The sequence below is a fragment of the Pseudoalteromonas sp. A25 genome, assembly GCF_009176705.1.
Taxonomy (GTDB): domain Bacteria; phylum Pseudomonadota; class Gammaproteobacteria; order Enterobacterales; family Alteromonadaceae; genus Pseudoalteromonas.
On record NZ_AP021846.1, the window covers coordinates 1,555,230 to 1,569,408 of the forward strand.

Consider the following 14,179-nt stretch of genomic DNA (forward strand, 5'->3'; position numbering starts at 1 on the left):
ATATTGCTCATTTAATGCTGTGTTGATTGCGTGCTGCGGTTGTTTGCAAGCGCCAGTTCATTGAGTAAACGAATAAATGCTTTATCGTCGATATTGGCAAGCTCAAAGTCTGCGCCTGTCGTCCGCCCAAAATTGCTATCTAGGCAGTGCGCAATAATGGTCTCTAAGTTGCGATGAAACGCTTGGGTAATGTTGCTCATATTGCTAAATGCGTTATGGTTTTTGGGGTAACTCCAATGAATATGCAGCTGGTGGTTTTCTACTAACACATTGATATCGAGTAAGTGAGAACGGCAATTTTTAGGATCCCGAGTTGCTGGTACAAGCCCCGTATTAAGACTGAATTGTTCGTTAATATCGTTGTTACGACGGCCTAAAAAGTTAAATGACACAAGGTTTGAGTAGCCTGCTGTAATCGTGCTGTCGTGTGGCTGCATGTAGCGTAATAAGCCATAACCAATCCCTTTATTTGGTATAAAGCGCAGCTGCTCTTTAGTCGCAATGATATTGCTTTCAATGCAATCGGTTACGCTAAACTTTTGGGCAAAGCGTGTGGTAAACCAAGCAACAGTTCTGGATACATCATGTGGGTGTGCATTGGCTAATAAGTCGGCTTCTCGGCCATGACCTTCAAGCTCAATGGTGAGTTCTGGTAATTGCCAATGGGCGCTCAGCGTTTGTGTTAGTGCGCATAACAACAGCTCTTGGGTGTGGGTGTTGTAAGCCAAGTTCGCGTTATTTAGCAGTTGCTCAGTCTTCGTGCCATCTAAAGAGGTGATCAGTGTTTGGGCGTCTTGGTATAAGTTGTCTGTGTGTTCAGCAAATATCGGTGCGCTCGCTAATTGCGACTGCCAGTATTGTTGCTGATCCAAGATAAAGGTGTTGTTCGACAATTCTGTTAAATAACTTTGCCACTGCTTAAACTCACACCGAACTTGCGCCAATGAGCTGGGCTTTCCTTGGCAGATAGCGCTGTAACTTGTAAGCAAGTCATCTATGATCACCTGCCAAGACACAGCATCTACAACAAGGTGGTGCGCAGTGCACAGTAAAACATTATCCGCTTTAAAGTGCACAAATCGTACTAAAGGTGCTTCGGATAAATTAAATTGACTTTGATAGGTTTTGAATGCGTCTTCACAAGCCGCTTGGTCACTTTGCTGAACAACGTCCGTCAACCAATCGCTTTGATATCGGTTGTATTGTTGTTGCCACTGACCATCTTGGTTGTTAAAAGACAAACGCAGCGCCGCATGTGTTTGCAGTACGTGCGCACAGGCTTGTTGTAATGCGGCAAAATTCAGTTCGCTATGAATATTTAATAGCAGTGATTGGTTCCAATAGTGCGGGTTTGCAAGTGGTTGCTCAAAAAACCAATGCTGAATTGGCGTCAGTGGAAAAGGCGCGTCGCTGAGGATGCCCTTATCATTTGTTTGCGCAGTTGATGATTGATTTGCACTCGGTAAATTGGCGCTAAGCTGAGCAATTGTTTTATGAGTGAAAATGTCTTTAGGTAGTAATTGAATACCTGATTTTCTAGCTTTGGCAACCAGTTGTAGACTAAGAATGGAGTCTCCACCTACCGCAAAAAAGTCGTCATGTGCTTGAATATTTGGGTTATTTAATAACTCACGTACAATCGTTAACAGTATTTGCTGCTCTTTACGTACGTTAGCCTGTACTAGCTGCTCGGCCAACTTGCGGATTGTTTTGTATTCAAATAGTTGTTGTGGCTTGATGTGAATGTCATTTTTACGCGCTTGGGCAATGACCTGTAAACCCATTATTGAGTCACCGCCAACACTAAAAAAGTCGTCTTCAACGCTAATATGAGCGCGGTTTAGCAATGATTGCCATATTTTAAGTAGGTGCTGTTCAATCTGTAACTGTTCATCAGGCAGCGCCGTATCAGATTCATTGATTGTGCTTGGCGTTTGTAACTGGCGCTGTGTTGCTTCACAGGCCAGTGATTTACGGTCAATTTTACCATTCGCAAGTCGTGGTAGTTGTTCGACACAGTACCATAGGCTAGGTACCATATAAGGCGGCAGCATTTGTGATATGGTTGCTTTTACTTGACTGAGTTGTTGCTCATCAGCAACCACGTAAGCAAGTAATTGAGCTTGACTGCCATCGCTTTTGTTGACAACCACGGCTGCTTGCGCAACGTGCTGCTTGAGCGCTGCTTCTACCTCACCCAGTTCAACTCGATAGCCACGTATTTTGATTTGCTCATCGTTACGACCAAGAAAGTATACTTGTCCATTATTCATTACCACGCTATCGCCACTGCGATACCAGCGTTGACCTTGTTGCTGATAAAACTTTTCATCAGTCAGTTGACGCTGATTTAAATAACCTAAAGCTAGCGCTGGACCACCAATATGCAGCTCTCCTGCAAGCCCTTCAGCCTGTATTTGACCACAGGCATCAACGATTTTAATTGCGTAGTTGTGCAGTGGCGTACCGATTGGTTGAGTGGTGCTGGTATGATCCGCACAAACCTGATGAACAAGCGCGCCAATGGTTGTTTCAGTAGGGCCATAATGATTGAAAATCTCAAGCGTAGGCGCGTAACTTTTGACCGCCTCGATAACTTGGTTTGTCAGTGCTTCACCACCAAATATCAGTGCTTGTGAAGGGAGTAAAGCAGCATCTTGTTCAGCTTGTAGCAAGCCGTAAAAGTGCGAAGGCACTATCTTTATACAATCGACAGGATGACGTTTTAACTCAGCTAAAAGTGCTTGGCTATCGAGTGCCAATTGCTCGTCAAGCACGCGATACTCGCGCCCTGTCAGTAGTGCACCAAATAATGCCGTATAACCCAAGTCGGCGCTATGTTTAGATAAGCTGGTCATGCTGGCAGTTGAGCTTAATGGTATCGCTTGGGTTAGCGCATTGACATAGTGAACCAAATTGCCATGCGTGAGCTGAACGGCCTTCGGCTGCCCCGTGGAGCCTGAGGTGTAGATCAAATAGGCTTCGTCTTGAGCGCTTATCTGATGCTGTGGCAGTGATTTAGAGCCCGAAAGATCGGTACTGGTTAATTGTTTGCCCGTTAACTTGATAAGGGTTGTGTTGCTTGCACAGTAATCACTGTCGTCGACAAGCAGTTTAAGGCCTGCGTCTTTTACAATGAATTCAATGCGTGCCTCGGGCCAATCAGAGTCTAACAGCAAAAATGACCCACCCAGCCGCCAGCTCGCGAGCATTGCAATAACTTGAGCACAGCTTCTTGGCAGCGTAATACCAAGTCTGTCACCTTGGCTAAAGCCGTGTTTAGTAAGTTGTATACAGGCTTGCTCAAGCTGCTCATTTAACTGGATGTAGGTATAGTCCTTTGCTTGCTCACGCAGTGCTATATGTTGAGGATTTTTTGCAACTTGACTCGCAAAAGCGTGCCACGCGTTGTCGTAGTCAACATTGTGTTTTGTAGCGGTTAATTTGGCCTCAAGTGATGGCGGGCAGCTAGGTAGCTCGCAGTAGGGGGTCGTTGCATCATTTAGCAATTGCTCCACCCAATATGTAAACATAACTTGAAAGGTTTCAATTGTTTGCTGTTTATACAAGCTGTTGTTAAAGCGCCATTTGCATGTAAATGTTTCATGGTGGTCGACAACAACAAGGTTGAGTTCATGGGCTGCACCACGCTGCTCAGCCATTAGTTCTTGGTTTATTTGCGCGTTAACCCAGAGGTCTTCAGGGGCGCTATTAAGAGTGAACATGTGTTGAAAGACAGGGCTGCGCTGCGAGCTTCTGTCCAGATCTAATTGGTCAACTAACTTTGCAAATGGGTACGCCTGATGCTTCAGAGCATTTGTACTTTGCTCTTTAACGCGTTCAAGAAACTGTAAAAATCGCTCATTGGCATCAATCTGACAGTTTAGCGCCAAAGGATTAACTGTATAGCCTACGATTTCAGCGTCTTCAGGTGTTAATCGCCCCGCACTGGGTGTACCAATAACAAACTGGGTTTGCCCCGACAAACGTGCCATAAACCATTCAAATGCCGCGAGCCACCATATGTAGGGCGTAACGTTGTTATTGCGGCAAAATGCTTTAAGTTTGCTGGTAAATTCTTTGGATAATGTGTTGTGCAGCTCTTTACCTGCAGAGTTGATATTTGCTTGGTAGGCAAAGTCTGTCGGTAAGTTTAATGGTGTAATTGTTGCTAACGAGTCTATCCAATACTGTTTATTGGCTTCGTTAAGTGTATTGGCTTGGCGTTCACTCCATTTTTGGTAAGAGTGATTGGGGTAAGCTCTTTTTGTGGCTGTTTTACCACTTAGTAAACGAATGAAATCTCTACGAATAATATCAAAAGAGATAAAATCTGCCGCGATATGATGGATTGTTATGCTCACAAAACACTGGGTTTTGTTGCTTTTTCCCAAGATATGATTGTGTGCCAGTGCAATATGACAAGTTTTGTGTTTATCGGGGGCAAGCAACGTATCAGCTTGCTGCGCAAGCCAAGTATCTAATTGCGTTTTACTGAGGTTGGTAAACTCATTAAATTGTGTTTTAGCTGGCTTAAAGTCATTCAGCCACTGTACTGGCTCACCATCGCGTTCTCCATAATTTAATGCTAACACGGGGTGAATATCACATAATTGCGCAAAAGCGGCATTGACTTGCTCGGGTGTATAGAGCGCGTTTAGCTCAACAGCATACGCCATATTGTAAGCCACACTTTGTGGGTGCATGCGATATAAAAACCACAAAGCGCGTTCATTTGCACTAAGAGCACGAGCGTCGTAATAATTTGGGTGCGTTTTTAATAGCGCTAGCAATTGCGGTTTATGTTCTTTCAAACGCGCAATGATTTGTGGTGTCATAACGCCTTCGTCAGCTTTAAAGCTCAAACTACCATTTACTTCGCTTAGTTTTATGCCTTTTTTCCAACATTCTTGAAGTAATCCCATCGCCATTTACAGCACTCCTTCTGTCGGTGTTTCGTTTGCCGTTGTGTGATTTTTTTGCGCATACTGAACAGCCAAATAAACAGATAATTGCGCGATAGTCGGGTGGTTTAATACTGTTTCTACTCTAATGCTTAGGCTTAACTGCTTAGATAGCTCATTGACCAAAGACATGGCGTCAATGGAATCTAGACCGATTTGCATAAGGTGCTGTGAAGAGCAAAGCTGCTCTGGTGATTGCCCTAGACGAGCGCTGATCCAGTGTATTATCCAATTGGCGATAGCAGAGTGGTCATATGTGTGTAAGGGCGCTGTTGCGGTGTTGCTTATCGGGGCCTGCTGCCATTTCGCGACAGCTTGTAGTTCATCATCGATATAAGCTTGTTTACATGCCAGACGTTGAATTTTGCCAGAGCTGGTTTTGCTTAGTGTGGCCGGTCTAATAAGCACGATTGTGGTTACTCTAAGTTCGTGTTCTTCACTGATCAGAGCTCTAATTTTTTGAAATAAAGGCTGATAGTCGTCCAGTCTCAAAGATTCTCTAGTGAGCTCTTGAACAAGCACCAGCTCTTTGGTGTTGTCAGCATGTGCTACATCAAATATAGCCCCACCATGCGCTGTAAGTTGCTTGCTTAACGACAGTAATGAGTGCTCAATATCTTGTGGGTAGTAATTACAGCCATGTAATATAAGCATCTCTTTCTTGCGACCAGTGACATAGAGTTGTTGTTGGTCAATAAAACCAAGATCGCCCGTCGCCATAAAGCCAGGCTCACCATCGATGGTTAAATTGAAAGTTTGTTCATTGAGCTTAGGCTTTTGCCAATACCCTCGGGTAACACTTTCACCTTTAAACATGATTTCGCCAATTTGCCCATCGGCAAGGGGAGTGTGGGTGTTTGGGTCAACAATACGAACAGGCATTTGTGCGATGATGTTGCCTGAACAGGCAATATCTTTGGTGCTACGTTGATTCGTTTTAACTTGATTAAGACTCAGTGCCTGACTGTCAACGCTGAGCAGGTTAAACTGTTTATCTAATGGGGTTGCGCTAACAAGTAAACACGCTTCTGCCATGCCATAACTTGGCTTGATGGCGGTTTTTGCAAGCCCTGTGCTATGAAAATAATCATAAAAGTTTTTAAGCGTTTGCGCGTTTATTGGCTCAGCACCATTGATAAAAATACGCAAAGAGGACAAATCTAGCGCTGATTTTTGTGTATCAGTTACTTTTTCAACTGCTAAGTCGAAGATAAAGTTTGGCGCAGCTGTGCAAGTGGCTTTTAGTTCTGTAATGGCCTGCAGAAGTACCAATGGATTTTGCGCAACCTTAGCAGAGGGAATAAAGTTTATAGTTGCTCCAGCTCTAATTGGCGATAAGACGCCGCCAACGCACCCCATATCATGGTACAGCGGTAACCAATTGGCCATGACATCCGATTGACACATGCCGTAGGTATCAATGATAAGCTCAGTATTTGCAAGCAAATTATGGTGCGATAGCATAACCCCTTTGGGCTGTCCTGTAGACCCAGAGCTATATTGCAAATAGGCAATATCATGGCTATCTATGTTGGCTGCTTGCCAATGTGCCGCGTCTTCTACACGTAACTTATCGGCAAATACGGTGCTGATGTTTATATTATGTGCAGCGGCCCAATTGTGGGTAGCTTCGCTATCATGACTTAGACAAATCAGCGTATTGGGTTGGCAGTCTTGCACTATGCTATTGAGTCTGCGCCAATCACGCGCCTTGCGACGAGCGGGGTATATAGGTACTGCAACCACACCAGCATAAATACAAGCAAACAATGACACAACATAGTCAATACCATTTGGCAAAAGTAACATCACTCTGTCACCAAAGGTGTTGTGCTTTGTAAGTGTATGAGCTAAAGCTTTAGCACGCTGTGCAAGTTGTGCGTAGGTAAGCGCTTGGTGCTCACTTTCTTGATAAATAGATAGTGCTACATGATTTGGGATTGCTTTTGCTTGGTGCTCGAGTATTTGTTGCCAGTTGCTAAGTTGACTGTTCATTGTTATTTACTCTTTATTGTCTGGTTGTAATCGGGGGTTATAACGTGCACATGTGTTTTAGTTTTGTTCGCTATAGCCTTGCGCCATTGCCACAATAACTTTTCTATCGCCACTAAAAGTGCTGCGACCATGCGCAGCTAGCATGTTGTCAAGCATCATGATGTCACCTTGTTGCCAAGCAAAACGCACCTGACACTGTTCAAGCACAGTGCGAATGTGCTTCAGATCGTCGTCACCGATAGGGCTGCCATCACCAAAATAGACATTTCTTGGTAAGTTTTCTTCGCCCACTACTGAAATCAATGTTTCTCTAATGTGTTCATCCAGGTTGGAAACGTGGAATAGATGCGCTTGGTTAAACCAAACTTGCTCTTGCGTGATAGGGTGCGTTGATATTGCTTGGCAAACTTGTCGTGTTTGTAGTTCGCCATCCGCTTTCCAAATGCATTCAATATTGTGTTTAGCACAAAACGCTTCAACTTTTGTTTTGTCATCTGTGCCAAAGGCTTGCTGCCAAGAAAGGTCTAAGCCATTACCATAATTGCGCACATACAATAAACCATGCTTTACAAAGCGCTCACGAATAACAGGGTCAATTTTTTGGTACACAAGTCGGCTATCTGCAATGGGCGTTTCGCCATCTTGTTCAGGGGCAATTTCACAATGAAACCAAATTTTTAGTGGCCAGCTTAAAGTGTATGCTTGTTCATTGTGTAGCGGGATCACTTGGTGGGCGGGGTACTCAGTAGAAGTGTACACGCCACTGGATACTTCATTGCGTGGTGTTGAAGCATAATCATACGTTAATAGGTCATGTCCAAATGCTCGAGCAAATGCATTAAAGTCTTCAGCACCTGCAATGCTAAACCCTCGAAACAACAGACCACCTTTAACATGTAGCTGTTGTTCTACCAATTGTTTAATTTCTTCGAAACAATCCCTCCATACTGGGCTTTGGGTGGGTTGAACTAGCACTGGCAAGCCAGCTGAATGGAACGCATGATCTATAGTAATTAAATTAAAAGTCAAAGGGTTAATTGACATGATGTACTCCCTTGAAAAAACAATGACGAAGCGCTATGGGCGGTAAAAACAGTGCCAGCGAGATAGGGGCGTATCATAAAGAGAAAGAAAGGATAGATCAACAATCTAAATGATAATAGTTGCTATTTAGATTGCTTTATTTGTACCTTTGCTGTTTTTTCATTCTATCTTTGCTCAAATATTAAGTAGAGAGGGTATTGATGTGTCTAAATGCTGTGTACAAAGCCGTAAATGTCGATTGCAAAAAAGGTAACAATCAAGCAATCAAAGCATTGCACTATCAGGTCCTAAAAGGGCAAAAAAATCACTTTCACATTATGAATAAATTAATAAGCGTAAAGAACCTCAAAATAATTTGCAAATGAAAACTGTTTTCATTACCATGCGCAAAACTAAATAATAAATACGAATATTTATCATTACCAAATGCGTTCCTGTATTGAGTTTTATTGGGCAGGAACGCAACTAAAACAAGATGTTTTATTGGTAGTTAACCTCAGATTTAGGCAAGACTTTTTAAGTCGCAAGTATCGACCAGCCAGCGCTGAGGTTAATTCAGTATTGATTCTAATTTTATTGTCTCTTTGGCCGCATTAGGAGTGCTTTGTGAAACAATCTCACACAACTGCTTTGTTTAAAAAATCGTTTATTGTTATGGCTGTGGCTTCGGCCTTGTCACCTACTTTATCTCTTGCACAAGGTGACGATATTGAAGTGATCACGGTGAAAGGTCGTGCTGCACAGTTTTATTTTGTTGAACAAGCAACAATGGCAACAAAAACACCAACAGACTATATGGACTTACCTCAGTCTGTGCAGGTATTGAGTAAACAATTGATTCAAGACCAAGCAGCCCGTCAAACAACTGATCTATACCGTTCCATTTCAGGTGTAACGCAGTTTAGTTACTCAGGTGTAACGGCTAGAGGGTTTAGGCAAGACCAAGTGAGATATGATGGTGTGCAAGGTGACCCATACTCTGGTTTTTCAATTCCTCAACTATTTAATGTAGAGCGTGTTGAAGTACTTAAAGGGCCTACAGGTATGCTGTATGGTGCAGGTCAACCGGGTGGATTGCTCAATTATGTTTCAAAAAAACCTAAGTTTGATCAAACCTCTGAAGTGGCTTTATTTGCCGGTAATGACAACTTATTGGGTGGTCATGCTGAAACTACGGGCACACTTAGTGAAGATGTGCTTGCATATCGTGTAGCGGGTTTTCATCAAAATAAAGAGAGTTATCGTAACAACGTCGAAGAGTCGAATACCTTATTATCTGCTGGCCTTACGTGGTATGCGAATGAAAAGACGGAACTTATTTTTCAATATGATCATATAGATCAAGCATTAGATGGGCACCGTTTACGTGGAGTTCCTGTTGATGATAATGGCCACTTTTTGACGGACATAAGCTACAACGCGAATGAGAAGTCAGATTTTCAAGAGCTTAAAGCCGACGTGTTCCAGCTAACAGCTAACTTTGATATTGCAAATAACTTGACTAATACCACCGTGGTTCGCGGGTTTAGCAATGAGCGAAGCCAGCAATATCATGAAAACTTGGGCTTAATTGGTGACTTACCTGATGCTCAAAAAGCACAATATTTGCCTGTATTAGAGATGTTGGGGATGGCAACACAAGATACGGCGATGATGCGTCAATATAGAGATCAGGTTCGTGAGAACGAAGAGTTGAGCTTAACAACAGACTTTGTTTATGAAGGCACATTTGCAGACATTGAACACATGATTTTATTTGGTGCTGACTACGCCAGAGCAGATCAAGAATTTGGATATAAAATCAGCGATTTAGGCAGAACACTTAATCCTGAAAACTACGCAAATCCAAAAGAGATGTTTAATCCAGCGAATCACGTACCAACACTTGATATTCTAAACCCTGTGTATGGTGCTGATACCAGCAATTATAAACTTATAAACACAGCGCAGCGCTCCTCTAAGACCACGCGTCAAGGCATATATTTACAGGATCAAATGCGCTTAAACGAGCAGTGGATTGCGATTGCAGGGCTTCGCTATGACCGCTTTGAAGACAAAGAAGGCGATAAAGAAGCGAGCGACAACAAATTGAGTCCTCGTATTGGTGCGATTTATCAGCCAACTGAAAATATGTCATTGTTTGTTAATCGCTCTGAAGGGTTTAGTCCACAGCCGATCAGAAAACAGCCTGAGTCAGGAGAAATGTTTGGTCCAGAGTCCAGTACACAGCATGAGTTTGGTGTGAAGAACATTTGGCTGGATGGTAGCTTAACCACAACGTTTGCGGCATATCACATCGTTAAAGAAGATGTGAAGGTGAGTAATCCAAACTATGTTGAAGGCAGTGGTTTATCAGAGCAATTGCAAATTGGTGAAGTGACCAGTAAAGGGGTAGAGCTTGATGTAGTTGGTGATATCACAGAGCATTTAACTGGTACTATTAATTATGCATTTAACGATGCAACGATTACCGCGGGTAATCCACAAGATATTTCAGATACCGTAGGTGATGAGTTTGCGAATGCACCAGATCACACTCTAGGGATGTGGGCGCGTTATGCGTTACCAACGCTTAACTCTTCTGTTTCACTGGGCTTTGATTATGTTGACGAGCGTGTGAGTTTAAGCGGTCAAAAGGTGCGTTCATACGTAACTTGGGATGCGAGCTGGCAAACTAAAATCGATAACATTGAAATTCAGCTAAATCTAAAAAACATCTTTGATAAAGAGTATGCAACTAGCGGCTTTAACAAACGAAATGGGCACTTCCCGGGTGAACCGCGCAGTGTTGTGCTGCAAGTAAGCTACGCGCTTTAATTTATTATGTTCAGTTTAAGACCCCAAACAATTGGGGTCTTTGTGTTTAACATACCAATGTAATGATACGATGAATAAGAAAACCTGGTACAAATGGCATAGTCTTGCGGGTATCAAATTGTCAATTCTGATCTGCTTTATCTTGATCACAGGCACGCTGGCCGTTATTTCCCATGAAATAGATTGGCTTGCTAACCCGAGTAAACGTGTATTGCCTGCGGTCGACTCTTCTCAAGTCAATTGGTCGGCGGTTTATAAGCAGGCCAGTAAACGTCAGAGCGATTATCTTATTCAAAGTATTCACTCTCCCATTGATGATTGGTTTGCTGTTGAAGTGCTCACTCAAAATAAAGACGAGCTGATACGCAGAGAATATTATCACCCCGTCACAGGACAATACCAAGGAGATGGACGTTGGTATAACTGGCAGCGTTTTTTTAGAATGTCTCATCGCCATTTAATGATGCCAACCATTTATGGTACTTCTATTGTTTGTGTTGTCGGGCTGCTAATGTTCTTTTCTTTAGTGTCTGGCTTTTTTATGTTTCCAAAATGGTGGAAGAATTTTTTTAGAAAGCCACGGACTCAAAATCGTATCGTATTTTGGAATGATTGCCATCGACTATTTGGTTTATGGTCTAGCTGGCTGTTATTGGTCGTGTGTATAACGGGTGTGTGGTATTTAGCCGAACTTTGGGGGTTAGACGCCGACTTTCCAGAGCAAAAAACTCACATCAAAACGATTCAGCAACAACCGGTTATGCCTAGTCAGAGGGTCTTTGACACAGCACTGAAGGGTGTTAAGGAGCATCACGATATGGAGATTAAGGCGATTTTTATGCCATCAGAAAGACGAAATACGCTGGTATTTCAAGGACAAAATGACACATCATTAGTGAGAGACAGAGCAAATAATGTAATTTTCAATCCTTTAACTGGTGATTATGTATCGAGTCGATTTGCCCAAGAACAATCTTTGCACGTGCGCATTTCAGAGGCTGCCGATCCATTACACTTTGGTACTTTTTATGGCATATCTAGCAAAATTGTTTATTTTATTTTTGGCTGTATTTTAAGTGCTTTGGCTATTTCCGGTACTTACATGTATGGTTTGAAGTTTGTTAGGCAACACCGCCAGTTACCAATAAAGCGCAAACAAGTGTGGCAGCTTTCTTGGCAAGGTATGCATTATTGGCGTTGGTTAAGTATTTTGCTAATCGCTATTTGCCTGATTTTAACTGTGATTATTTTTACTCGTATCGTGGCGTTATAACTGTTCGCTTTTGACCTGTTAGCGCTTTCTAACTAACAGGTTTGTTAGTGCTTCATTTATGTCATCATACCTAAAGTGATATCCTGCGCGCTGTAAACGTTTTGGCAAAACAGCTTGACCATAAATAAGTAACTCGGCCATTTCTCCAAACAGTATTTTTAAGAGTTTTTCGGGCATAGGGAACAACATCGGTCGTTTGAGGGCCCTGCAAAGCGCTTTGGTAAATTCAACGTTATTTATCGGTTTAGGAGCGGTTGCATTGAATACGCCACTTAATTCATGGTGCTTGAGTAAATACAAAATAATATGGGTCATGTCGTCGATATGGATCCAAGACATCATTTGCTCGCCACTTGCCAACTTGCCACCCAAACCAAGTTTAAAAGGTAGCAGCATCTTAGCTAATGCACCGCCATGCTGACTAAGTACAATGCCAGTGCGCAATATGCATACCCGAGTGTTTGAGTCTTGTGCACTTAAAGCAAGTTCCTCCCATTGCTTACATAAAGTATGGCTAAACTCAATATTTGGATGTTGACAGCTTTCGTCGATAAGCATATCGCTGTCTTGTCTGCCATAATAGCCAACGGCGCTGCCAGAGATAAAAGTGTGAGGTGGGTTTTGAGCTTCTGCAATCTTTTTAACGAGCAGGGTAGTAATATCTATACGACTGTTGACTATCTGTTTCTTTTGATTGTCTGTCCAGCGTTTGTCTGCGATAGGTTCACCTGCCAAATTGATCACTGCATCAACTTCATTAAAATCAATATGCTCTAACGAGTCTATGCAAGTTACACGGTTTTTAAATTGAACCTGTGCTTTGGAAATGTTTCTAGTTAATACCGTCACCTGATTTTTGTTATACAAAAACCGACACAGTTGATCGCCAATGAGACCCGTAGCACCTGTAACCAAAATATTCATATTAAAATGCTCTGCTATTTAAAGCTAATTTGATAAGTGTAGGTAATTTACGGAAAATACTGAATAAAGATCATAACGTTTTATTTTCTATGGGTTTGCTTTAAACTCAGCAAAAAACTGTTAAGGGAAATAGTGTGTCGTCATTGTCTGGACTAAATAAAAGCCTTGTCGTGTTAGCCTCACTGGTTATTGTTTTAGCTGGGGTGAAGCTGGCAAGCGACATTATCGTACCTTTTATACTTGCTGCATTTATCGCAATTATTTGTAATCCATTACTTAAGTTTTTTGCGCGCTTTCATATCCCAAAAGGCATTGCCATCATAATTGTTATTTTTCTTGTGGTGGGCATTGGAATGAGTATAGCGGGGCTCGTAGGGCAATCTATGAATGATTTCTCGCAACAACTACCCACTTATAGAGAGCAACTGCAAAGTAAATTCATCTGGCTCGTTGACACAGCAGCGCAGCACAACATTTTGATTGATAAGCAACAAATTATTTCTCTATTTGATCCGGGCAAAATGATCGATATGGCCTCTTCAATGTTAACGGGCTTTGGTGGCGTCATGGCCAACATATTTTTGATCATTCTGACTGTGGTATTTATGTTATTTGAGGCGCCCACAATCACAAATAAAGTACATTTGGCATTAGATGACCCTGAAATGAAGATCAAACAAATCGACCGTTTTCTGGAGTCTATTAATTCATATCTTGCAATCAAAACTTTGGTGTCGCTAGGGACGGGGGCATGTGCGTCGTTACTTTTATGGTTGCTAAATATTGACTATTTCATTTTGTGGGGCGTTGTGGCCTTCTTGCTTAACTACATCCCAAATATTGGCTCGATCATTGCGGCCATTCCAGCTGTGTTACTTGCACTGCTTACTCAAGGGCCGCTCATTGCTGGCATTGTGGCAGTTGGTTATGTGACTATTAATACCGTGATGGGAAATATTGTAGAGCCAAAGTACATGGGGAGAGGGTTAGGCCTATCGGCCTTGGTTGTGTTTCTTTCGTTGATATTTTGGGGATGGTTGTTGGGTACTGTTGGTATGTTATTGTCAGTTCCTTTGACAATGGTCGTAAAGATTGCACTAGAAAACAGTGAAGATGGTCATTGGCTGGCAACAATGCTAGGTAGCAGTGACGAGCCGTGAGC

7 protein-coding genes are annotated in these 14,179 nt (G+C 42.5%); 3 read left to right on the top strand and 4 right to left on the bottom strand.

All coding sequences use genetic code 11. The annotated features are described in order from the left end of the window. Positions 1-11 precede the first annotated feature (11 nt). The 3 genes from GDK41_RS06630 to GDK41_RS06640 are packed head-to-tail and all read right to left on the bottom strand — an operon-like array spanning position 12 to position 8,003. A complete protein-coding gene (locus GDK41_RS06630) occupies positions 12-4,931 on the bottom strand; it encodes a non-ribosomal peptide synthetase (RefSeq protein ID WP_152085667.1) in 4,920 nt (1,639 codons plus the stop codon). After that, a complete protein-coding gene (locus GDK41_RS06635) occupies positions 4,932-6,959 on the bottom strand; it encodes an AMP-binding protein (RefSeq protein WP_152085668.1) in 2,028 nt (675 codons plus the stop codon). It abuts the gene before it with no gap. A 57-nt stretch (positions 6,960-7,016) separates the two neighbouring features. Next, complete coding sequence (locus tag GDK41_RS06640) at positions 7,017-8,003, bottom strand: TauD/TfdA family dioxygenase (protein ID WP_152085669.1); 987 nt, start codon at positions 8,001-8,003, stop codon at positions 7,017-7,019. Positions 8,004-8,609: 606 nt separating this feature from the next. On the opposite strand from GDK41_RS06640, the gene GDK41_RS06645 reads away from it, so the two are divergent. Further along, the gene (locus GDK41_RS06645; protein ID WP_232056537.1) at positions 8,610-10,820 is read left to right on the top strand and encodes a TonB-dependent siderophore receptor; all 2,211 of its coding nucleotides are present in this window, start codon (positions 8,610-8,612) and stop codon (positions 10,818-10,820) included. A gap of 70 nt (positions 10,821-10,890) precedes the next feature. Further along, complete coding sequence (locus GDK41_RS06650) at positions 10,891-12,093, top strand: PepSY-associated TM helix domain-containing protein (RefSeq protein WP_152085670.1); 1,203 nt, start codon at positions 10,891-10,893, stop codon at positions 12,091-12,093. An 18-nt stretch (positions 12,094-12,111) separates the two neighbouring features. Here GDK41_RS06650 and GDK41_RS06655 read toward each other — a convergent pair whose 3' ends face one another. Continuing rightward, a complete protein-coding gene (locus GDK41_RS06655) occupies positions 12,112-13,017 on the bottom strand; it encodes a TIGR01777 family oxidoreductase (RefSeq protein WP_152085671.1) in 906 nt (301 codons plus the stop codon). A 134-nt stretch (positions 13,018-13,151) separates the two neighbouring features. On the opposite strand from GDK41_RS06655, the gene GDK41_RS06660 reads away from it, so the two are divergent. Continuing rightward, positions 13,152-14,177: an AI-2E family transporter gene (locus tag GDK41_RS06660; RefSeq protein WP_152085672.1), complete on the top strand. Its 1,026-nt coding sequence runs from the start codon at positions 13,152-13,154 to the stop codon at positions 14,175-14,177. Positions 14,178-14,179 lie beyond the last annotated feature (2 nt).

Bases quoted from the DNA above. Each gene is read 5' to 3' on its own strand.
- GDK41_RS06630 (WP_152085667.1), bottom strand. From the start codon at position 4,931: ATGGCGATGGGATTACTTCAAGAATGTTGGAAAAAAGGCATAAAACTA.
- GDK41_RS06635 (WP_152085668.1), bottom strand. From the start codon at position 6,959: ATGAACAGTCAACTTAGCAACTGGCAACAAATACTCGAGCACCAAGCA.
- GDK41_RS06640 (WP_152085669.1), bottom strand. From the start codon at position 8,003: ATGTCAATTAACCCTTTGACTTTTAATTTAATTACTATAGATCATGCG.
- GDK41_RS06650 (WP_152085670.1), top strand. From the start codon at position 10,891: ATGAATAAGAAAACCTGGTACAAATGGCATAGTCTTGCGGGTATCAAA.
- GDK41_RS06655 (WP_152085671.1), bottom strand. From the start codon at position 13,017: ATGAATATTTTGGTTACAGGTGCTACGGGTCTCATTGGCGATCAACTG.